The organism is Parerythrobacter lacustris (assembly GCF_024626475.1).
Lineage (GTDB): Bacteria > Pseudomonadota > Alphaproteobacteria > Sphingomonadales > Sphingomonadaceae > Parerythrobacter_A > Parerythrobacter_A lacustris.
In genome coordinates this window covers 99,214-119,263 of sequence record NZ_JANKHH010000006.1, presented here as the reverse complement: position 1 = coordinate 119,263, position 20,050 = coordinate 99,214, and the positions used below count along the sequence as shown (strand labels likewise).

The following is a 20,050-nucleotide window of genomic DNA, read 5'->3' as shown; positions in this document are numbered from 1 at the left end:
CGCACCGTCCGCTCCGGTGGAGAGATGGACCCTGAAACGAGTTCAGGGTGACGGCGTGTAGGTTTCGACAGAAATGCCGGATGACGAAGCGCGCCTACCCCGCTCCTTTGGTCTTCGTCTTGCCCGACCTGGCGTTGTCCTCGATGCACTTGATGATCATCCCGGCGACATCCTTGCCGGTCGCAGTCTCGATCCCTTCCAGCCCGGGCGACGAATTGACCTCCATGATCACCGGGCCGTGATTGCTGCGCAGCATGTCCACGCCGCACACGTTGAGCCCCATGCGCTTGGCGGCGCGCACCGCTGTCGAGCGTTCTTCCGGGGTGATCTTGATCACCTCGGCGCTGCCGCCCCGGTGGAGGTTGCTGCGGAAATCGTCCGGCGCGCCGGTGCGCTTCATCGCGGCGACAACCTTGCCGCCGATCACAAGCGCGCGGATATCGGTGCCGCCGGCTTCCTTGATGAATTCCTGCACCAGGATGTTGACGTTGGCCCCGCGAAACGCCTCGATCACCGATTTGGCCGATGACATCGTCTCCGCCAGCACCACCCCGATGCCCTGCGTCCCCTCGAGCAGCTTGATCACCACCGGCGGGCCATTGACCGCCTTGATCAGCTCCTCCGCTTGCTTGGGGTCGTTGGCGTAGGCGGTCAGCGGCAAGCCGAGCCCGTGCTTGGCAAGGATTTGCATGCTGCGCAGCTTGTCGCGGCTGCGGCCGATAGCGACGCTCTCGTTCAAGGGCCACACGCCGCTCATCTCGAACTGGCGCAGGATCGCGAGGCCATACTGCGTGATCGACGCCCCGATCCGCGGGATTACCGCGTCGAAGCCATTGATCGTCTCGCCATTGTAGCTCACCGTCGGGCGGTGACTGGCAATATTGACCGTGCAGCGGGTGGTGTTGAGGATGTCGAGCGTGTGCCCGCGCGCCTCCGCCGCCTCGACCAGACGCCGGTGCGAATAGAGGTTCGCATTGCGCGCCAGCATGGCGATTTTCATCGGGCAGCCTTCATGGCTTGTGGCCTTTCACTGGGTCCATACCGGGCGTCTGCAGCCAGCTATGCCCCGAATCTACGACAAAATGACGGCGCAACGACGACCGGCCTACCAGCATGGGGAACCGCATGTCCGACCGGTCCGCGAGGCTGATTTCGGCGCGAAACTCGACATCGCCGATGCGCAATGGCGTCTTGATTATCATACGCCGCTGGGTTTCGCCATTGGAACTGGTGATCCCGCGCCAGTCGATATGCACCGCCTCGCACACCTGCCGCACGTTGACGCCGGGAAAATCCACCGCGAAGCGCACAAATTGTTCGCCGTCGCGTTCGAACTGGTCGAGCACCGTCGCGTGCAGCGACGAGGTCCGCGCGCCGGTATCGATCTTGGCCGGGATGTCGTGCAGGCCGAGCTCGGGCAGGTGCACCTTCTCGCGCCAACCCACGGTTTGCATGGCGGTTTTCGTCTTTTTCACGATAGGGCTATGGCAGGATTGCCAGCCCGTCGCCACCCTCGCCCGCAATCAGCCTGCGCCGGACCTTGCCGCTGGCGTAATCGACCTCGGCAATGGTGTCGGTCCCGGTTTCGGCGACGTAGATGCGTTTGCCGTCGGCGGACCACAGGATCGTCACTTGCGCGCGGGCCTGAGCCTCCTCGCGGCTGGACACGGCGATGGTGCGAATGACGCGCGCGGTTGCGAGTTCGATCACGCTGAGGCTGCCGTCGGCAAGGTTCGATGTCACCGCTACATCGCCTTGCGGACGAATCGCGAGGCGCAACGGAAAGTCCCCGGTGGCGGCTTCGCTACGCACATCCAGCGTCATGGGGTCGAGCTCGATCGCCTTGTCCGAGCCGCGTGCGGAAACCCACAGCGCCTTTCCGTCGGGCGACAAGGCGATGCCTTCCGGCTCGACCCCGACTGCGACCGAACGCGGCGCGCGGCGGGTCTGCAGATCGACCAGAGTTACCGTCCCACTGCCGAGATCCATCGTCCAAGCGTGCCGTGCATCGGGCGAGACCGCGATCATATGGCTGCCGCGCTGCCCGGTCGAGAACTCGAAAGCCTCTGGAGCATCGACCGGCTTCCTGACCCAGAACAGCGATTCGCGCCCTTCGGCGGTGACATAGAAATCGCCATTCGCATGCCACACGATCCCGTGCGGGCGGGCGTTCGTTCCAAGCTCGATCGAGCGCATCAGGCGCAGATCGGCGGTTTCGAAGATATCGACGCTCGTTCCGCCGTAGCAAGCCAGCGCGACATGCGCGCCGTCGGGCGAGGTGGCGAGCTCATGCGGATTGGCACAGCTGGCAATCCGCGCAAGCTCGCGCCCGGTGAGGAGGTCGATCTTCATCACACTGTTGCCGCGCTTGTTGGCCACGAACAACGCTTGCCCGGCGAGGCTCGCATCGCCACCTGCGGCGGCTGCGTCCCCCTCGCCTGCAACCGGAGCGCAGGCGAGGAGGACGCATGCGCCAAGCGGCGCGAAGAGCCGGCTCACCATCCGGTCGGCTTGCCCTTGTTCTGTTCATCGAGCCACGCCTTGAGCGGCGCGAAATATTCGACCAGCGCCTTGCCGCTCATCTCCCGCTCACCAGTGAAGGCTTCGAGGGCATCGGGCCATGGCTTCGAAGCGCCCATCTCCAGCATCGCATTGAGGTTCTTGCCCACTTCCTCGTTGCCGTAGAACGAGCAGCGATGCAGCGGCCCCTTCCACCCGGCCTGCTCGCACGCCGCCTTGTAGAACTGGAACTGCAGTATCCGCGCGAGGAAATAGCGGGTGTAGGGCGTATTGCCGGGGATGTGGTATTTTGCGCCCGGATCGAACGCATCCGCCGGGCGGTCGACCGGCGGCACGATGCCCTGGTACTCGGTCTTCAGGCCAACCCATGCGTCGTTGTATTCCGCCGGCGTGACGGAGCCGTCGAACACGCCCCAGCGCCATTTGTCGACCAGGAAGGCGAAGGGCAGGAAGGCGACCTTGTCCATTGCCTGACGCAGCAGCAGGCCGATATCCTTGTCCGCACCGGGCACCTGGCTCTGGTCGAGCATGCCGATCTGGACGAGGTAGTCGGGGGTAATCGACAGCGCGATCATGTCGCCGATCGCCTCGTGGAACCCGTCGTTCGCTCCATTGAGGTGCAGGAAATCCTGCTCCTTGTAGGCGCGCTGGTAATAGTTGTGGCCCAGCTCGTGGTGGATCACGACGAAGTCGTCCGCATTGGGCTTGATGCACATCTTGATGCGGATGTCGTCCTTGTTGTCGATGTCCCACGCGCTGGCGTGGCACACGACCTCGCGGTCCTGCGGCTTGACGAACTGGCTGCGGGTCCAGAAGGTTTCCGGCAGCGGATCGAAACCGAGCGAGGAGAAGAACTGCTCGCCAACCTTGACCATGCCGACTTCGTCGAGGCCCTTGTTGGCGATCAGGTCGGTGACGTCATAACCGATATCGCCCGCACCTTCAGGCGCGACCAGCGGGTAGATATTGCCCCATTCCTGCGCCCACATATTGCCCAGCAGGTCGGCGCGGATCGGGCCGGTCTTGGGCTGCACGGCATCGCCGTAATGCTCGTTGAGCTTCCACCGGACATAGGTGTGCAGGCTCTGGTACAGTGGCTTCACTTCCTGCCACATCCGTTCGAGCTCGGCGGAGAATTCCTCCGGCGGCATGTCGTAACCGCTACGCCACATCGCCCCGACGTCGCTGAAGCCAAGCTCCCGCGCGCCTTCGTTGGCGATCCCGACCATGCGGACGTAATCGTCCTTCATCGGGGCACCGACGTTGGCGTGCCAGCTGGCCCACATCTCTGCCAGTTCCTCGGGCTTGCGATCGAGATTGCCCATCTCGGCCTCGATGTCCGAGCCATTGATCTCCTTGCCGTTCAGCGTGCCCTTGCCCTTGCCGTAGGTGCTGTTGAGGCGGGTCGCGATCTCGTTCAGTTCGGTCGCCGCGCCGTCGGTAGTCGGCGCCGGAAGGACGATGCCGTTGCGCAGGATATCGAGCTTGCGCGCAACCACCGGGTCGAGCCCCTTCACCTGCGCGTACTTCGCCGCTTCGAGCGCGAAGTTCACGCTCATTTCGGTGCCCTTGGCCCCTGCCTGTGCGGCCAGTGCGTCGGTATCGTCGGTGATGTAGGTCGCGTTGACCCAGTAGATCCGGCTCGCCTCGATCGAGTAGTCGAAATACTCCTTCTCGACCATCGCGACCCAGTCCGCCGCGCCTTGCGGGGTCATGGGGAAAGCCTGCGCGGTCTCTGTCGTGCTCCCGGCATGGTTGTCGGCATAGGCCGGAGCGGCAAGCGAAATGGCGAGCGCGGTGAGCGCGACCCGGGTGAGTTTCATGTCTTCAGTCCTCTCGTGGGAAATCCGGTTTCCAGTGATACTGGTTTGAACCTGCCACCCGGCTGAATCAAGCCGCGCGGGCGGATTTTCGACGAACGACAAGCGCCGCGATCACCCCGACGAAGGTCACGATCCACGCGACGACCTTGACCGGGCGCACCGCCGCCGCAATCCCGGCGAGCGTATCGCTGCCGCGCTGCTGGGTCAGCTGGATGATCTGCGCAAAGGTTTCGGTGTAGTCGGTTGCCAGGAACACGATGGCGGCGATCACCAGCATGATCCCCAGTCGCTTCACGCGCGGAGCGGGATCCTGCATGAAGTGAAGCCCGCCATACCACGCGCCAAGGCCGTAGATCGTGATGAAAGCGATATCGCCATACATCGCATATAGCGCGCGGTCATACAGGCCGGCATCGGTCCACAGATGCTGGATCGCGTCCACCATCTGCCCGCTGCCGGCCGACTGGTGCGCAAGGATGCCCCCCGGCACACCTTCAATGTCGAGCGGCAGACTCGCCCAGATGACGACCGCGAACGCCAACAGGCCGAGCGGCCAGAGGAGCAGGAACTTGCTGCGAAACGGATCGTCAGCCATCGAGGAACTCCACGAGCGCATCGCCCAGCGCACCCTCGGTCACCGAGCTCATATGGGTGCCGGGGATCTCGACATGGCGCGCATGAGGCAGAGCCGAAGTCAGCGCCTGCGGTGAGCCATTGTCCCGATCCTTGCGGCCACACAGCACCATGGTGGGCATGGAGATACCGGCAAGTTCGGCGCGGTCGATATTGCCGATCGAGCCGAGCAGCAGCCGCGCGGCGACGCGATCGGTCCGCATACGGGTCATGAAACCCTTGGCCATGAACGCCGGATCGCCCGCTCTGATGGAATCGAACCGGTCGATCGCATCAATGAAGAACGCGCCGCGCCGTTCCCAGCCCGAAAGGCCTTCCAGCCCCATGCCCGCGAGCACCAGCCTTCGCGGTGCCACACCTTCCAGAACCGCGCGGGCCGCCGTACGGGCGCCAAGCGAGAAGCCGACCAGATCGAAATCGTCGAGTCCCAGCGCATCAACCAGGGCCTGCACATCGCGCACCAGCACGTCATGCGGATAGGCACCGACATTGTGCGGCCTGGCACTCTCACCATGCGCGCGTGAATCGGGCATCACTGCCTCGAAACCCGCATCAACAAGCGCCGCAGCATGGCCGAAATCGATCCAGTTCATATAGGCGCTTGAGAACAGGCCGTGCAACAACAACACCGGCCTTCCCGCGCCCAGACGGTGCACGGCGAGTTCGGTGCCGTCGAAACTCGGGATCATGGAGGTGCGAGCTTCGCTCATGGCATATGCCCCAGTTCACGCATCCATTCCTCGTTGCTGCGTGGTTGTTCGTCCATCGCCTTCGTACCGTGCGGCAAGGTGATCCACGCTTGCTTGCTGCTCACCCACAAATGCGCCTCGGGCTCCACCTCCGCGCTGCGGTCCAGAGTTCCGCAACGCAAGGTGGCCAAGCCCGGAACGGTCAGATTTTCGCCCCACAGCCGCGCACCGCAGCTGTTGCAGCCATAGAGCATGACCTCGGCACCGCTGGGATTGACCGTCTTTCCTTCCCAATCGGCACCGGGCACCTCGAGCGCGCTGCGCAAGACGACCATGTGCTCGGCAAAGGCGCTGCCGGTGCGGGTCTGGCACAGGGTGCAGTGGCAGGCATAGGGCCCCATACGGAACCCCGGCGTCAGCGTGTAGCGCACCGCGCCGCAGTTGCAGCCACCCTGGAGTGTCTCGGACAGCAACTCGTTCATTCGGGAACCTCCATCCCGGCGGCCTTCCAGCGATTGGCTATGCTCGCGGTCTCGTCGCTGCGCTGGCGCGGGAGGTGGCTGGTGTCGAGCCACGCCTCATGCATGCTTTCGGCACCGGCATGGATGACCGGCCTGAAATCCGACGGATCGTCAAAGCTGCCGAAGGTCAGGTCCATCTTGTCGTGATCTTCGAACCTGAAGCCCAACGGCGATCCGCAGTTCGAGCAAAACGGGCGCTTGGCGATCGGTGAGCTGGCGTACCAGTCGGGCTCGTGCTCCCACTGCACTGCGGCAACCGGTAAGAACACGAAGGTCGCGGCGAAGCCTCCGGTTGCCTTCTGGCACATCTTGCAATGGCAGTGGTAGGCATCGGCTTCGCTCGTATCCGCGGTGTAGCGGATACGCCCGCACTGGCAGCCGCCGGACTTGGTGATTGCGTCGCTCACCGCTTTTGCAACCCCTTCTGCTCCATCCGCCAGCGGGCCATATCGATCCGATCCTGCCCGAAAAAGGGTTCGCCGTCGAACACCAGAGTCGGCACGCCCCAGTGGCCGGCCTCCTCCAGCGCCTGCTGGTTCGAAGCGATCTCGGCGTCCAGTTGATCAGGCTCTTCACAAACTTCGGCATCGAGTTCGGCTAGGTCGAGGTCCGCACGCTGCGCAGCACCGGCAAGGTGTCCACCCTCGTTCCACCCCTCTGCCCCGCCCCAGATTAGCCGCGCCGCCTCATGCGCGAACGCCAGCCCCTTGCCGCGACGAGCCGCAGCCTGCCCCAACCGGGTGATCCGCCGGATATGCGGCTGATCCTCGGCGATCTTGCGGGTTGCGAAATCCTGTACGATCGGATCGGGTCGCGGCGGGCCAAACGGGATACCGTGGAACTGTGCCACCCGCATCATATCGGTCAGCGTATAGCGCAGCCAGTTGGGGTGGTTTCGCTCGAAGAAATCGGGCTGACGCACCGCCAGCGGGTAAACCGGGCGCAGGGCGATATGGACATCGTGCGTTTCGGCCAGCTCGCGATAACGCCCGATGGCGAGATAGCTGTAGGGCGAACGGAAGCTGAAATAGAGATCGGCGGTCAGGGTCATGCCCGCCTTGTTGCGCGGATCAGCGGAAGAAGCAATTGGTCCCGGCGTGGAGCGCCTCGACCAGCGGATTCTTGGCGTCTTCCGTCATGAAAGCGCCGATGCCATCGCGCTCCGAATAGAATTCGACGCCCAATGTACTGTCTTCAATGGCCTCCGCTGCATGAGCGGCAACATAATCGGCAGCAGGTGACCCGGTGCCGATCCCCTTGTCCGTGCGCAGGGTGGACTCGCCGTCGAGGTACCAGCCGACCAGCTTTTCTTCCTGGAAGTTGACCACCAGGCCCGGCTCGAAATTGGTGAAGTCGATCGGCCCTGCACCGCACTCGGCGTTACTGCCTTTTTCTGCAGACGGGCCGAGCACTTTCGTCAGTTCCGCCTCGACCGCCTCGCGCGGGCTGCCGTAGGCCAGCGAGGTACCCATCGGACCGGTCACAAGGATCGCCTCGCCGCCGAGTTGGACGGTGCCGGCCTCGACTTCGGCCTTCTTGGGTGCGCCGGGCCCACTCGCGGATTCGCCCGCTGCTGTCTTGTCGCCTTCGCTCGCGGGATTGCACGATACAAGCGCCAATGCGGCAACAGCAACCATCGAACCCGTCCAGCGCATTTCCCTTATCCCTTCTTCAGGTGCCGCCGGCCGAGCAGTTCGGCGATCTGCACCGCGTTGAGTGCCGCGCCCTTGCGCAGATTGTCGCTGACGCACCACAAGGTCAGCCCGTTCTCGACCGTCGGATCCTCGCGCACGCGGCTGACATAGGTCGCGCCATCGCCGGCGGCTTCGACCGGGGTGATGTATCCGCCGTCCTCGCGCTTGTCGATCAGCATCACGCCCGGCGCCTCGCGCAGGATATCGATCGCCTGCTCGGCCGAAATCTCGTTCTCGAATTCGATGTTGATCGCTTCGGAATGGCCGACGAACACCGGCACCCGCACACAAGTTGCGTTGAGCTTGATCTTCGGATCGAGGATCTTCTTGGTCTCGACCACCATCTTCCATTCTTCCTTGGTCGAGCCATCGTCGAGGAAAACGTCGATATGGGGGATCACGTTGAACGCGATCTGCTTGGTAAATTTTTCCGGCACCACCGGATCGCCGACAAAGATCGCGCGGCTCTGGGTGAACAGCTCGTCCATCCCCGCCTTGCCCGCGCCGGAAACCGACTGGTAGGTGCTCACCACCACCCGCTTGATCGTTGCCGCATCATGCAGCGGCTTCAGCGCCACCACGAGCTGCGCGGTCGAGCAGTTGGGGTTGGCGATGATGTTCTTTTTCGCATAGCCGTCGATCGCGTCGGGGTTCACCTCCGGCACGATCAGCGGCACGTCGGGGTCCATCCGGAAATGCGAGCTGTTGTCGATCACCACGCAGCCGGCAGCAGCCGCCTTGGGGGCAAATTCCTTGGCCGGACCGCCGCCCGCGCTGAACAGCGCGATGTCCCAGCCGGTGAAGTCGAAATGCTCGATATTCTTGCACTTGAGCATCTTGCCGGTGTCGCCGAATTCAACCTCGGTCCCGACCGAACGCGCCGACGCGACCGCGGCGACCTCGTCGCACGGGAACTCGCGCTCGGCGAGGATCTGCATCATCTCGCGACCGACATTCCCGGTCGCCCCGACGATAGCTACGCGATAACCCACTTCAATTCTCCAGCTCTGTGCGGCAGGCGCTTTAGCCGCTCTTCTCCCGTCATCCCAGCGAAAGCTGGGCTCATTCGCGAATGAGTTCTTGGCCGATAACGATCCCAGCTTGCGCGGGGGTGACGGCGACCTACTCCGGCGGGGTCACCCCGTGGCTTTCGAGGAAGCGGAAGATCGTGTTCCACAGATGCGGACTGATGTTCTCGCCCGACACGCGGTGGGTGTAGCCGGGATAGAGCATCATCTCGAACGGCACGTTCGCTTCCTGCAGCTGCGCGATGAGTGCGGAGGAATTCTCGAACACGACGTTGTCGTCCGCCATGCCGTGGATCAGCAGCAGCGGGTCGGTCATCTTCGCCGCATCGGGCAGCGCGCTCGCGGCCTGATAGGCTTCGGGGACCGTGTTCGGATCACCCATATAGCGTTCGGTATAGTGGGTATCGTAGAGTTCCCATTTGGTCACCGGCGCGCCCGATATCCCCGCGGCATAGAGCCCCGGATCGGCCTGCAGCTGTTTAAGCGTCATGTAGCCGCCATAGGACCAGCCGTAGAGCGCGATCTTGTCGCCATCGACATAGGGCAGGGTCTTGAGGAATTCCGCCCCGGCGCGCTGGTCGTCGACCTCGACGCTGCCCATCGCACGGTAGAGCGGCTGCTCAAAGGCGACCCCCCGGTTCGCACTGCCGCGATTGTCCAGCTCGAACCAGATATAGCCCTTGTCGACTACCGCCTGCTGCAGCGCGCCGTCCCAGCCGCGGGTCACGATCTGCGGGCCTGGGCCACTGTAGTGGTGGTAGAACACCGGGTACTTCTTTCCCGGCGCCATTGCGGGGGTGACTATTTTGTAATGCAGATCGGTCATCCCGTCGGCGGCCTTGATCGTGCCGAACTGCGCCGGGCGATGGCTGGCGAGATAGGGCGCATAGGGATGGTCCGCGCCGAGCGCGTTCTGCTCGACCCACGCCAGACGTTTGCCATCCGCATCGGCGAGATAGCTTTGCGCCGGCTGGTCGTGGCTTGACCGGGTGATGAGCAGGGTCTTGGCACCCTTGTCCATGCTCGCCGAGTGGGTGAAGCCGGGCTCGGTGAGGCGGGTCGGCTTTCCCGAACCGTCGAGCGCGGTCGAATAGACATGCTGCTCCAGCGGGTCCTGTTCGGTGGTAGCGGTAAAGAACACGCGCCCGGCTTGCTGATCCACCCCGACCAGCTTGGTGACCACCCACGCGCCGGTTGTCAGCTGACGGGTTGTCGGGATGATCGGCAGGTACGTGCCGACCAGCGCAGGGTCGGCTGTATCGCCGGCTCGATAACGCAATCCTTGAAAGCTGCGGTAGAGATGCCCGTAGCCGTCGAGCTCGCTCCACCACAGGAATGAGCCATCCTTGAGGAATTTGTAGTTGTCGGACAGGTTGATCCAGTAGTCCGGCGAAGCCGCGCTCTCGACGTACAGGACGCTGCTCTCACCCGTCGCCGGATCGACCTCGATCAGATCGAGCACGGTCTGCTCGCGGTTTTGGCGCTGGACGAACAGCCTGCCGTCGGGCGCCCAGTCGACGCGCGCGAGGTAGAAATCGTTGGGATCTGCTGCGTCGTAGAGCTCCGGGTCCTGGCTGCTTGTCAGATCGACCTTGACCCGGTTGCCGCCATCGGGGTCCATCACGAACAGCTCGACGATCGCATTGGCGCTGCCCGCGACCGGATAGCGCTGGTCATACACCTTGGTCCCGGTCGCGCCGATGGCGGCGCGGGTGACGATGCCGACCGGGCTCTCGTCGGTCCGCTGGACGGCTATGCGGCTATCGTCCGGGTTCCACCAGTATCCGGTGAGCCGCCCCATCTCCTCTTGCGCGACGAATTCGGCTTCGCCCCAGCGGATGGTGTCGGCTTCCTTGGGCGTGATCGGCTGCGCGTCCTCGCCGACCTGGCCGACCCAAAGCTGCCGGTCGCGCACGAAGGACACATAGCCGCTCTTGCTGCTGAGCGCGGGATTGAGTTCGCTTTCCTCGGTGTCGGTCAGCCGGGTCGCGGTGCCGTCCAGCCCCGCGAGGTAGAGATCGCCGTCGAGCGGGACGAGGATTCCCTGCCCGTCCGCGGTCCATTCGTAGGATACGATGCCCTTAAGGCTGCCGATCCGCGCGCGCTCGCGCTGCATCTTTTCGTCCTCGCTGAGCTCGCGCCCGCTGCCGAGCTTCTCGCTGTCGACCAGCAACCGCCATGCGCCGCTCTCGCGATCGAACGCCCACAGGTCGTACCGCTCGCGGTCGTCGTCGCGGTTGCGCAGCAGGGTGAGATAGCGGCCATCGGGCGACAATTTCGCCTGCCGCGGGCTCGGCCCGTCAATCGAGGGCGAAGCGAACACGCGTTCGAAGGTGAGGTCGGGACCGGACTCGGGAGTGGCGTTCATATTGCTATCGTCCGCCATTGCAGGGGTGGCGAGAAGGAGCGCGAGGGCGGGAAGAAATCGAACCATGGCAAGGGGTTTTTCCTGACAACTTTGTATGCGCTGAGCCTAGACGGCTGGCGCTGGGCTGCAAGGTCCGAAGTTGGGTTTCACGCAGAGGGCGCAGAGGAAAGGAGAGACGCAGAGAGGCAGCACTTGCGGCAAAGCCGCACGCAAATTGCCAGGGAGCCATGCGCGGCTGGAGGAGTGTTTCTCGCGGCTTCGCCGCCTGGACCGGCACCTCTGCGTCTCACCTTTCCTCTGCGCCCTCTGCGTGAACCCAAAAGCGCCTGCTCACCTCTCAGCACAACGCATGAAAAAGGGCGCGGCAGTTGCCCGCCGCGCCCTCCTGTCTGGTTTCGCGAAAAGCTTACGCCTTCGGGGCGTTAACCTTGCGCTCGGCGATACGTGCGCGCTTGCCGGTGCGGCCGCGCAGGTAATAGAGCTTCGCACGGCGCACCACGCCGCGGCGGACCACGGTGATGCTGTCGATGATCGGTGAATAGAGCGGGAATACGCGTTCCACGCCTTCGCCGAAGCTCATCTTGCGCACGGTGAAATTGCTGTTGATCGAGCGGTTCGAGCGGGCGATCACGACGCCTTCGTAGTTCTGGACGCGCTCGCGCGTGCCTTCGACCACCTTCACGCCGACGCGCACGGTGTCACCGGCGCGGAAATCGGGAATGTTCTTCCCGAGGTTCTCGATAGCTTCCGCTTCGAGCTGCTGAATCAGGTTCATGACCTTGGTTCCTGTTATGTCACTGCGCGCCAGAGGCAGGTCAGTCCCGAGCGTTCCTGTAACGCTCCCATAGGTCTGGCCTGCGTAACCGTGTATCGTCCTCGCTGCGCGCCTTGCGCCACGCAGCGATTTTCGCATGATCCCCCGATCGCAGCACTTCAGGGATCGTGCGCCCTTCCCATTCCTGAGGTCGGGTATACTGCGGGTATTCGAGCAATCCGTCTTCGAAGGATTCCTCATGCCCGCTTGAAGGCGCGCCCATTACGCCGGGAAGCAGCCGAATGCAAGCGTCGAGTATGGCGAGCGCGGCAGGCTCTCCGCCCGAGAGCACGATGTCCGCCAGGCTGACCTGTTCGATCTGCGGCCGCGCCTCGAAAAACCGCTCGTCGAACCCCTCGAACCGCCCGCAGATGATGGTGACCCCCGGGCCCGTGGCGATCTGGCAGATACGCTCCTGCGTGATCGGCTTCCCGCGCGGTGTCATGGCGAGGATGGGTATCCTAGCCTCCCCTCCCTTGAGGGAGGGGATTGAGGGGTGGGTATGCGACGTTTGGGGCGTAGCGCTTTCCGCCGCTGTCGAACCCCCATCCCCAACCCCTTCCCCATGGGGAAAGTGCTTTCCCGTCACACTATCAACCGCCCGCGCCAGCACATCCGCCTTGAGCACCATCCCCGCCCCGCCGCCCGCCGGTGTGTCGTCCACCGTCCGGTGGCGGTCGGTGGCGAAATCCCGCGGGTTCACTGTCTCGCACGACCAGTCCCCGCGTTCGAGCGCCTTGCCCGCGAGCGAAACGCCCAGCGGCCCGGGAAACATCTCGGGGTAGAGCGTGAGGATGGTGGCGGCGAAGCTCATTGCGTCCAGTTCTCGACCAGGAGGCCGGGGATATCGCGAAAATCGCGTTCGTTGTTGGTAACCAATGTCGCGTCCAGCGCAATCGCATGGGCAGCAATCAGCCGATCGAATGATCCGCGTCTGAAGGGCAAGGCCGCATAGACCTCAGCCGCATCTTTGGAGAAGGGAAGCGGTCCAATCTTGCGAAAGAGCGATTTCGCCGCAGCAGCATCGCCCAGTTGTACAGCCCCCAGCATGACCTCCGCGTAGCTTATCGATGACACCCCGACCGATCCGATATCACATTGCTCCAATCGCGATGCGACCCGATCCGAAGCCCCTTCGAGGATATAGATGCAGATGTTGGTATCGAGCAGATAGTCGGTCTTGGGCGTCATTCAGTGGGTCGCGACCAGTCGCGCTCCACATGCTCGAACGGCAAACGCTTCAAACCCCTGCCACGCATCGAGCCATAGATTCCGTCAAGGCTGATTTTCGTGGGCGAAGTGTCAACTTCCTTCAGGATTATCCTCCCGTCCGGATTGCGCTCGACCTCCCATTCCCGTCCGGCCTCGACACCAATCGATGCCGGAATCCGGATCGCCACCGAATTGCCCGATTTGAAACTCTTGCCGATATGCTCTTTGCCCATGGATCACCTATGTATATACAACGTGTATATACATACCGGGACTGGCTGTCAACGCAAACGCGATGGACCCGAAACCCATCTCAAGACTAAGTGCGAGGGCGATGTTGGGGACGAGCGACCCTTTGATCGATGAGCAAACGAGGCTGTTGCCAACGCACGAATGCATGACCGACCACAAAGACCAGCAATGCAATTATCGGCTCCCACCACAGCCACGCGAGCGACTGCTTCCAGCCGTAGGAGTCAGCATAGTCGATCACCCTTGCGACCCACAAGATCATGAAAAGGACCGGGGCAATGGCGGGAACGATGATCAAAACCTCATTGCGTTTTACCTCAGATATCGCCCTTCGGTAATTCCACAAATATCAGGCCAATACGGTGGCCTGAAAAAACATCAGCAAAGCAAAAACCGACAAGAGGCTGGCGGTGAAGGTCATTTGCGACGCAGCAGGTTCCAGACCGCCTTCCAGAACCTTGCTTCCAGCACCATCAATCTGGCTATCCAGCCAGGAATGGCAAACTCACGCTCGAGAGCTTCTGCGTTCGCGTTCTTGCGATAGACTGCGCTGATGACTTTGGCGAGGATCCAGCCCTCGAACATCAAGATGCCAATCAGCGCCAAATTGCGGATGCTCGAAAGTTCAGCGACAAGAAACTGATTTGCTTCGGGGATAATCAAACCCGACACAATAAGGCCGATACCTGCAATACCAAGACTGCGCAGAAAGCGCGCCAGTGGGGTCAGTTCACTGCTGAACAGGGTCAGGTAAAGCACCGGCATGAAAATGCAGAGGTCGACCAGCGCCACCCATTCGCTGCGCGGATAGGCAGTCCAGTCAAGCGTTTGTGCAAATGCCCATTCAATCGCGATCGCGATCGGAAGGACGATCACGAAAAACCACTTCTCGCGCGGTTTGCTAAGCCTCAGCTCCATTCGACTCCCTCCCTCGCCCGCGTATCGACCCGCAACTCGAACACATCGGGGCGCGAGTAATGCCCGTCGGTATCGAGGTTCGCCAGCCCCTCCGCGATCTCCGCAAGGTCCAGTTCGGCGTGGAGCGTTTCCTCGCCCGCGCCCGCATGTGCCAGCACCCGCGCGTCGGGCGCAGCGATCAGGCTTCCGCCGCAGTTGAGGACGTCGCCCTCGATTTCGCGGATCAGCGCTTCGGCCTCGGAATTTCCGCCGCAGCGTTGCAGCCCGTCGAGCAGATCATCCTTGTGCTGCACCAACCCCGCCGCCAGCACGAAGCAGCGCCCCTCCATCGCGTAGTGGCGGCTTGCTAGCGCATATTCCTCGCGCACAGTCGGCCAGCAGGCGACATGCACGCTCTCGCCGAGATTGTGCATCGCCGCGCGGGCGAGCGGCATCCAATGCTCCCAGCAAATCAGATTGCCTACGCTGCCCCACTCGGCCTCATGCACGCCCAGCGTCGAGCCGTCGCCGCGCATCCACACCAGCCGCTCGCCATGCGTCGGCACCAGCTTGCGGTGCGGCAAGGGGTCCATGCCGGGGCGGAACAGAAGCTGGTTGTTGTACAGGCTGCGCCGCAACCGCTCATGCGCGCCGATGGAAATGCAGGCCCCGCTGGCATCGCACAATTCCTGCAAGGGCAGCAGCCGCTCATCGTTCGGCACCACCGCCTGTTCCAGCAGGATGCGGTGCAGCGCCTTGCTGCCCGGATGCTCCCACAGCGCCGCGCCGGGGGCTTCGTCGAGCCACAGCGGATAGCCGCCGAGGAAGGTCTCCCCGAACGCCACCAGCCGCGCCCCGTCGGCGATTGCCGCACGCGCGAGCTCGGTCGCCTGCACGATCCCGTCAGTGATTGCGAGCGGGATCGGTGCGGCCTGGCAAATGGCGACGTGGAATTGGGTCATCCAGGCGGTTTAGGCTCGCGCGTCAACCGCCGCAACCGCCGCAGCCGCCCCCGCCGCAGCCGCTTCCGCCATCGCTACTGCTGCTGCTGTCGCTGCTGCCCCCGCCATCGCCACTCGAGGCCTGCCGCATGGTGTGCATCGCCACAAAAGGCGTCCCGACCAGCACGCCAGTGCCGAAAAGCGCGACAGCAGAGCCCATCTCGTGCTCTTGCGGAGCGCGGCGAAGCCGGTCGTTGCCCTGCATCGCGCCTCCAAGCACGGCTTTGCCCGCCTTCGTCCGCCGATCGACCGCGAACAGACGAAACAATCCGATCAGCGCAGTCAGGGCAAGCAGTCCGATCAGGTAGCCGGTCGGCGCGCCCTGCGCTGCCCCTGCCTGCTGGCGAAACAGGCCAAGCGCGAAGAGCAGCGCAAACGGTAGCACCTGGAACAACCGCACTTGCCACGCCGCGCCGTCCCCCATCCACCAGCCTTTGGTCTCCAGCCGTTCGAGGACGCTATCGGCATCCTGCGCTGTAGCCTTCGCTGCGTCCTGCCATGTCACGATCCCGGCTTGCCGGGTGATCGCGCGTTCGGCAGACGTCGTTCCCGCATCGCTGCGGGTGACGACAAAACCCTTCTCGCCCGAGACCTCGATCGACCCGCCGGCCAGCAGCCGCGCTATGATTGCTTCGGTAAAGCGTTGCTTGCCGCCGGATAGGAACGCGAGTTCTTCCTCGCTGGGAGTCCCTGCATCGTCGCCCTCCGCTCGCATCCACGCGCCGAGCATCAGCGATAAACCCAAGGCCGCCGCGAGCAATGCGATATAGAGCAGAAGGAACGTGCTACCCGACAGGGCCGATAATCCCAATGTCATCCGAACACTCCCTCCCACGCCAGTGCGCCAGCCAGCAGGATGCCCGCCACCGCAAACATTGTATAGCCGATCTTGCGCGGAATGATGACAACATCCGCCGGGTTGACCCGGAACGCGCGCGGGTCGGTGTTGAAGCGGCGCGCAGCGCCGGGCCAGATATCCGCCGGGGGCGACTCTCCGAAGTGGTCCTCATAGGCTTTGAGCGTCGCGGCATACTGGTCGTAGTACCGCGCCCGTTCCGCCTGTCCGCCAGCCGTCGGCCCGTGGTGCAGCGACACACCGAGCACTTCGCGGCAGAACCGCTCCCAGTAATCGCGGCTGTAGGTCAGGTGCAGGTGCCACGCCTGGTCGACCGCGTCGGACGGAGTGACTTCATGCCCCGCCGCGACCGCGAGGTAGCAGAAGCGCTTGTATTCGCGGATCACGCGGCGGGTGAACTCGGCGCTCCACCGGTTTTCGCGCGCGAGGCGGTCGGCGAAGGACAGCGATGCCGCCCGCGGGCCGATCTCGTAGGCGGCAAGGCGCTGCCACAGGTCCGTTGCAATGGCAGACATCCCGCCCGCCCTACTCGAACACTCTCGCATCGGGCAGCAGGCTCCGTTCGAGTTGCCGGGTCAGGATCGCTGCGGTCGGCCAGCCGATGATCAGGCTGAAGAAACCGGTGACCGCGACGAGCCCGATGCCCAGTTCACCCATCACCTGCCCGCCGTCGACGAGCTCGAACACGAAAGGCACGAGGAACAGGCTGCCCGGACCGAGGATCGTCGCGACCAGCACCCGCATCTGTTTGCCCAGCCTGCGTCGCGCCCAGAGATGCAGGCACAGGACGACGCCAGCCGTTAGCAACGCCAGGATCACTGCAATGAAAACGATCGAGAAAATCGCGACAGCCATACCCACCTCACTCGAAACCGGTGTTCCGAAGCGACTTATTGGGCGAAATCCTCCGCGATGACCAGCCGGTCGGCATTCCACTCGGGCACCGCTTGCCGCGTCATTGGGACGAGGAATCGGCCTCCGTCATTCTTCTCGATCTCGATAAGGTCGCTTGCGCCGTAGTTGAGCACATCGGCCACGGTGCCCACCGCATTGCCGGTGTCGGTGACCACCGCAAGCCCGAGAAGGTCGGCATGGTAATATTCATCATCCTCGATAGGCGGCAGGGCATCGCGCGGGATGGTCAGCGTAGTCCCGCGCAATTTTTCCGCCGCGCCGCGATCAGTCACTTCGGCGAAGCGCGCGACCGCGCCGCCCTTGTGATCATCGCGGATTTTGACAAGAGTGAGCGCACCACCATTGAAGCTCTTGTGGCCCTTGAGGGCGTCGATCCCCTCGCCGAACAGCTTCAGACGGACTTCGCCCGCCACCCCGTGCGCGCCGATGACGGCTGCGAGGGTGACGGGCTTGTCCGTCTTGTCCCCCTCCCGCTTGCGGGAGGGGTCAGGGGTGGGCCTGGCCGGGTGGGTCATCGCATTACGCACCCACCCCCGGCCCCTCCCGCAAGCGGGAGGGGAGAGGTGCCATTACTCGGCCTTTTCTGCGTCGGCGTCTTCGGCAGCGGCTTCCGCAGCCGGAGCTTCTTCTGCTGCGGCTTCTTCGATCGGAGCCTCTTCAGCAGCGGCTTCCTCAGCGGGAGCCTCTTCCGCAGCAGCTTCTTCAGCCGGAGCTTCGGCTGCGGCCTTGGCTTCTTCCTCGGCGGCCTTCGCAGCTTCTTCGGCTTCAGCAACCTTGGCAGCCTTTTCCTCGGCGCGTTCCTTGGCGGCGTCGCCCGGTTCGCCCTTCTTCGGGTTGTTGCGTGCCGCGCGCTCGAGGATGCCGGCGGCATCGAGGAAGCGGTGCACGCGGTCGGTCGGCTGCGCGCCGACGCTCAGCCAGTGGCGTGCGCGATCTTCGTTAAGCTTCACGCGCTCGCCCGAATCCTTCGGCAGCATCGGATTGTAGGTGCCGATCTGCTCGAGATACTTGCCGTCACGCGAGGCGCGCGAGTCGGCAACGACGATGCGGTAGTAGGGACGCTTCTTTGCGCCACCGCGCGAAAGACGGATTGCAACTGCCATGTGATATTACCTTTCCAATACAAACTTCTGATTTCGAATTACTTCTTGCCGGGGAGACCGGGCAGGCCCGGGAGGCCGCCACCGGGTCCGCCCAGACCGCCGAGACCGCCCATCCCGCCGGGGCCACCCATTCCGCCCGAGCCAAACAATGCGCCGAGGCCCTTGAGCCCGCCCATCTTCCTGATCTGCTTCATCGCGCGGCCCATTTCCTGGTGCATCTTGAGCACCTTGTTCACTTCCTGCACGTCGCGCCCCGCGCCCGCCGCGACGCGCTTCTTGCGCTTGGCGTTCATCAGTTCGGGCCGCGCGCGTTCCTTGGGCGTCATCGAGCCGATGATGGCGTCCATGTGAACGAGCACCTTGTCGTCCATCCCGCTCGCCTGCATCGCCGCCTTGGCCTTTTTCATGCCCGGCATCATCCCTGCGAGCATGCCTAGGCCGCCCATGTTCTGCATCTGGCGAAGCTGGGTGCGCAGGTCGTTGAGGTCGAACTGCCCCTTGGCCATGCGCCGGGCCATCGCCTCGGCCTCTTCCTCCTTGATCGTCGCTGCGGCCTTTTCGACCAGGCTGACGACGTCGCCCATGCCGAGGATGCGGTCGGCCACGCGCTTGGGATGGAAGGGCTCGATCGCGTCGAGCTTTTCGCCCGTGCCGGCAAACTTGATCGGCTTGCCGGTGACGTAGCGCATCGAGAGCGCTGCACCCCCGCGCGCATCGCCGTCCATCCGGGTCAGCACCACGCCGGTCAGCGGCACTTCCTCGGTGAAGCTCTTGGCGACGTTGACCGCGTCCTGCCCGGTCAGGCTGTCGACCACCAGCAGCACCTCGGTCGGTGCGGAAACCCCGGCGACCGCCTTCATCTCGGCCATCAGCGCTTCGTCGACATGCAGGCGGCCTGCGGTGTCGAGCAGCAGCACGTCGACCGCCTGCAACCGCGCGCTTTCCATCGCGCGGCGGGCGATGTCGACCGGCTGCTGGCCCTGCACGATCGGCAGCGTCGCGACCTCGACCTGAGTGCCCAGCACTGCAAGCTGTTCCTGCGCCGCCGGACGGTTGACGTCGAGCGACGCCATCAGCGCCTTCTTGCCGTGCTTTTCCTTGAGCAGCTTGCCGAGCTTGGCGGTGGTGGTCGTCTTGCCCGAGCCCTGCAGGCCGACCATCATGATCACGACCGGCGGCTTGGCCTCGAGCATGAGCCCTTCGGTCGCCTCCCCGCCGAGCATTTCGACCAGCTCGTCGGAGACGATCTTGATCACCTGCTGGCCGGGGGTGACCGACTTCAGGACATCCGAACCGATCGCCTTGTCGGTTACGGCATCGATGAAGCGGCGGACCACCGGCAGCGCGACATCCGCCTCGAGCAGCGCAACGCGCACCTCGCGCATCGCATCGCGCACATCTTGGTCGGACAGCGCGCCGCGACCGCGCAGCTTGTCGAAGACGCCGCCGAGGCGATCTGACAGGCTGTCGAACATAACGCGCGTCTCCTAAACCGTTTGGCCCGATATGGGCCGCCCGGCGCAAAATGCCAAAAACGCCGGCGGACGAAAACTCGTCGGCCAGCGCGCGATCCAATGGACCGGCTTCTCAAAATCCCACTTGGCTGGATTTTGGATCAGGGCGGAAGCGAAAATGGTGGAGCCGGAGAACCGGCGCGCAGCGATCATCAGATCGTGAGCACCGGAAGCGCACGGAACCGCCATTTGCAGCCCGCCATGGGCCAA

Annotated in this window: 25 protein-coding genes; all 25 read right to left on the bottom strand. The window is 63.8% G+C overall.

Annotation, left to right across the window (positions count from 1 at the left end; all coding sequences use genetic code 11):
* Positions 1–94: 94 nt before the first annotated feature.
* A complete protein-coding gene (rimK, locus tag NSO95_RS11755; RefSeq protein ID WP_257596457.1) occupies positions 95–1,000 on the bottom strand; it encodes a 30S ribosomal protein S6--L-glutamate ligase in 906 nt (301 codons plus the stop codon).
* Positions 1,001–1,010: 10 nt separating this feature from the next.
* Positions 1,011–1,454: an ATP-dependent zinc protease family protein gene (locus NSO95_RS11750; RefSeq protein WP_257596492.1), complete on the bottom strand. Its 444-nt coding sequence runs from the start codon at positions 1,452–1,454 to the stop codon at positions 1,011–1,013.
* Positions 1,455–1,482: 28 nt separating this feature from the next.
* Positions 1,483–2,502: a YncE family protein gene (locus tag NSO95_RS11745; protein WP_436278037.1), complete on the bottom strand. Its 1,020-nt coding sequence runs from the start codon at positions 2,500–2,502 to the stop codon at positions 1,483–1,485.
* A complete protein-coding gene (locus tag NSO95_RS11740; protein ID WP_257596455.1) occupies positions 2,496–4,343 on the bottom strand; it encodes a M2 family metallopeptidase in 1,848 nt (615 codons plus the stop codon). Before NSO95_RS11740 ends, NSO95_RS11745 begins: the two co-directional genes overlap by 7 nt.
* Before the next feature lie 67 nt (positions 4,344–4,410).
* Positions 4,411–4,938 (bottom strand): hypothetical protein, encoded by a 528-nt coding sequence (locus NSO95_RS11735; protein ID WP_257596454.1) that lies wholly within the window; start codon positions 4,936–4,938, stop codon positions 4,411–4,413.
* The gene (locus NSO95_RS11730; protein ID WP_257596453.1) at positions 4,931–5,686 is read right to left on the bottom strand and encodes an alpha/beta fold hydrolase; all 756 of its coding nucleotides are present in this window, start codon (positions 5,684–5,686) and stop codon (positions 4,931–4,933) included. The genes NSO95_RS11735 and NSO95_RS11730 overlap by 8 nt, the downstream gene beginning before the upstream one ends.
* Positions 5,683–6,147: a GFA family protein gene (locus NSO95_RS11725; protein WP_257596452.1), complete on the bottom strand. Its 465-nt coding sequence runs from the start codon at positions 6,145–6,147 to the stop codon at positions 5,683–5,685. The genes NSO95_RS11730 and NSO95_RS11725 overlap by 4 nt, the downstream gene beginning before the upstream one ends.
* Positions 6,144–6,593, bottom strand: a complete 450-nt coding sequence (locus NSO95_RS11720) for a GFA family protein (protein ID WP_257596451.1) — start codon at positions 6,591–6,593, stop codon at positions 6,144–6,146. Before NSO95_RS11720 ends, NSO95_RS11725 begins: the two co-directional genes overlap by 4 nt.
* The gene (locus NSO95_RS11715; protein WP_257596450.1) at positions 6,590–7,237 is read right to left on the bottom strand and encodes a 2-hydroxychromene-2-carboxylate isomerase; all 648 of its coding nucleotides are present in this window, start codon (positions 7,235–7,237) and stop codon (positions 6,590–6,592) included. The genes NSO95_RS11720 and NSO95_RS11715 overlap by 4 nt, the downstream gene beginning before the upstream one ends.
* 19 nt (positions 7,238–7,256) lie before the next feature.
* Positions 7,257–7,841: an aspartate-semialdehyde dehydrogenase gene (locus tag NSO95_RS11710; protein ID WP_257596449.1), complete on the bottom strand. Its 585-nt coding sequence runs from the start codon at positions 7,839–7,841 to the stop codon at positions 7,257–7,259.
* Between the two features lie 5 nt (positions 7,842–7,846).
* On the bottom strand, positions 7,847–8,872 hold the full coding sequence (locus NSO95_RS11705) for an aspartate-semialdehyde dehydrogenase (RefSeq protein WP_257596448.1): 1,026 nt from the start codon (positions 8,870–8,872) through the stop codon (positions 7,847–7,849).
* 130 nt (positions 8,873–9,002) lie between these two features.
* Complete coding sequence (locus NSO95_RS11700) at positions 9,003–11,342, bottom strand: S9 family peptidase (RefSeq protein ID WP_436278036.1); 2,340 nt, start codon at positions 11,340–11,342, stop codon at positions 9,003–9,005.
* A 340-nt stretch (positions 11,343–11,682) separates the two neighbouring features.
* Positions 11,683–12,051: a 50S ribosomal protein L19 gene (gene rplS, locus NSO95_RS11695; protein WP_301332625.1), complete on the bottom strand. Its 369-nt coding sequence runs from the start codon at positions 12,049–12,051 to the stop codon at positions 11,683–11,685.
* Positions 12,052–12,091: 40 nt separating this feature from the next.
* A complete protein-coding gene (gene trmD, locus NSO95_RS11690) occupies positions 12,092–12,904 on the bottom strand; it encodes a tRNA (guanosine(37)-N1)-methyltransferase TrmD (RefSeq protein ID WP_257596446.1) in 813 nt (270 codons plus the stop codon).
* On the bottom strand, positions 12,901–13,281 hold the full coding sequence (locus NSO95_RS11685; RefSeq protein ID WP_257596445.1) for a type II toxin-antitoxin system VapC family toxin: 381 nt from the start codon (positions 13,279–13,281) through the stop codon (positions 12,901–12,903). Before NSO95_RS11685 ends, trmD begins: the two co-directional genes overlap by 4 nt.
* A complete protein-coding gene (locus NSO95_RS11680) occupies positions 13,278–13,535 on the bottom strand; it encodes an AbrB/MazE/SpoVT family DNA-binding domain-containing protein (RefSeq protein WP_257596444.1) in 258 nt (85 codons plus the stop codon). The genes NSO95_RS11685 and NSO95_RS11680 overlap by 4 nt, the downstream gene beginning before the upstream one ends.
* A gap of 436 nt (positions 13,536–13,971) precedes the next feature.
* Positions 13,972–14,472, bottom strand: a complete 501-nt coding sequence (locus tag NSO95_RS11675) for a hypothetical protein (RefSeq protein WP_257596443.1) — start codon at positions 14,470–14,472, stop codon at positions 13,972–13,974.
* Positions 14,463–15,413, bottom strand: coding sequence for a carbon-nitrogen hydrolase family protein (locus NSO95_RS11670; RefSeq protein ID WP_257596442.1), 951 nt, complete (start codon positions 15,411–15,413; stop codon positions 14,463–14,465). The genes NSO95_RS11675 and NSO95_RS11670 overlap by 10 nt, the downstream gene beginning before the upstream one ends.
* A 22-nt stretch (positions 15,414–15,435) precedes the next feature.
* Complete coding sequence (locus NSO95_RS11665) at positions 15,436–16,269, bottom strand: TIGR04222 domain-containing membrane protein (RefSeq protein ID WP_257596441.1); 834 nt, start codon at positions 16,267–16,269, stop codon at positions 15,436–15,438.
* On the bottom strand, positions 16,266–16,823 hold the full coding sequence (locus NSO95_RS11660; RefSeq protein WP_257596440.1) for a glycine-rich domain-containing protein: 558 nt from the start codon (positions 16,821–16,823) through the stop codon (positions 16,266–16,268). The genes NSO95_RS11665 and NSO95_RS11660 overlap by 4 nt, the downstream gene beginning before the upstream one ends.
* A 10-nt stretch (positions 16,824–16,833) precedes the next feature.
* Positions 16,834–17,163 (bottom strand): hypothetical protein, encoded by a 330-nt coding sequence (locus tag NSO95_RS11655; protein WP_257596439.1) that lies wholly within the window; start codon positions 17,161–17,163, stop codon positions 16,834–16,836.
* Between the two features lie 35 nt (positions 17,164–17,198).
* Positions 17,199–17,738 (bottom strand): ribosome maturation factor RimM, encoded by a 540-nt coding sequence (rimM, locus tag NSO95_RS11650; protein ID WP_257596438.1) that lies wholly within the window; start codon positions 17,736–17,738, stop codon positions 17,199–17,201.
* A 54-nt stretch (positions 17,739–17,792) separates the two neighbouring features.
* Positions 17,793–18,326 (bottom strand): 30S ribosomal protein S16, encoded by a 534-nt coding sequence (gene rpsP, locus NSO95_RS11645; protein WP_257596437.1) that lies wholly within the window; start codon positions 18,324–18,326, stop codon positions 17,793–17,795.
* Between the two features lie 38 nt (positions 18,327–18,364).
* Positions 18,365–19,801, bottom strand: a complete 1,437-nt coding sequence (ffh, locus tag NSO95_RS11640; RefSeq protein WP_257596436.1) for a signal recognition particle protein — start codon at positions 19,799–19,801, stop codon at positions 18,365–18,367.
* Positions 19,802–19,813: 12 nt separating this feature from the next.
* Positions 19,814–19,993 carry a hypothetical protein gene (locus NSO95_RS11635; protein ID WP_257596435.1) on the bottom strand — a complete coding sequence of 60 codons (180 nt, stop codon included), beginning with the start codon at positions 19,991–19,993 and terminating at the stop codon, positions 19,814–19,816.
* Positions 19,994–20,050: the final 57 nt, after the last annotated feature.